This window comes from Pseudomonas sp. WS 5010 (assembly GCF_012985565.1).
In the GTDB taxonomy this organism is placed as follows: Bacteria; Pseudomonadota; Gammaproteobacteria; order Pseudomonadales; family Pseudomonadaceae; genus Aquipseudomonas.
Genome location: NZ_JAAQWQ010000041.1, coordinates 1 through 514, shown reverse-complemented (window position 1 = coordinate 514; position 514 = coordinate 1). Strand labels below are relative to the sequence as shown.

Genomic DNA, 514 nt, shown 5'->3' with positions numbered 1-514 from the left:
CCGTTAGTGCCGGTGATCTGGACGGTCTGGGTGCTCTTGTCGATGAACACGTCATCGCCTGGAGCGTCCACCGTCACGGTGCCGACGGTTTCGCCAGCCTTGATGGTGATGGTTTGTTTGTTGTCGAGGGTCAGGGTGACGTCGGTATCCGCTTTATTAGAAAGCGTGGCGGTGTAGGTGATTTTTCCACCTTCACTCACTTCCGAAGGAGCAGTCAGGGTCACAGTTGTAGTGTTATCGGTGCCCGGTGTATCCGTCACGACGGTGGTGACTTTATCAGTGCCCGGAACCAGGTTCTCGAAGTGCGCGCCACCGGCGACTTCTTTAATGCCGGTAGTAACGGTTTGATCACCTTTGTACACGTCATCTGGAGCCACAACCGAAACGGTACCGCTCGACTGGTTCACGCCAATGGTGATGATCTGGTTGTTATCCAGAGTCACAGTCACAGGGCTGGTGATGTTAGTCACCGGCGCGCCGTTCTTATCCACCAAGGTAGCGGTGTAGACGATCT

1 protein-coding gene is annotated in these 514 nt (G+C 55.1%); it reads right to left on the bottom strand.

All coding sequences use genetic code 11. The features are described 5' to 3' along the window. On the bottom strand, nucleotides 1-514 hold a 514-nt coding region (locus tag HBO11_RS28490), incomplete at both ends, for an immunoglobulin-like domain-containing protein (protein WP_170059078.1).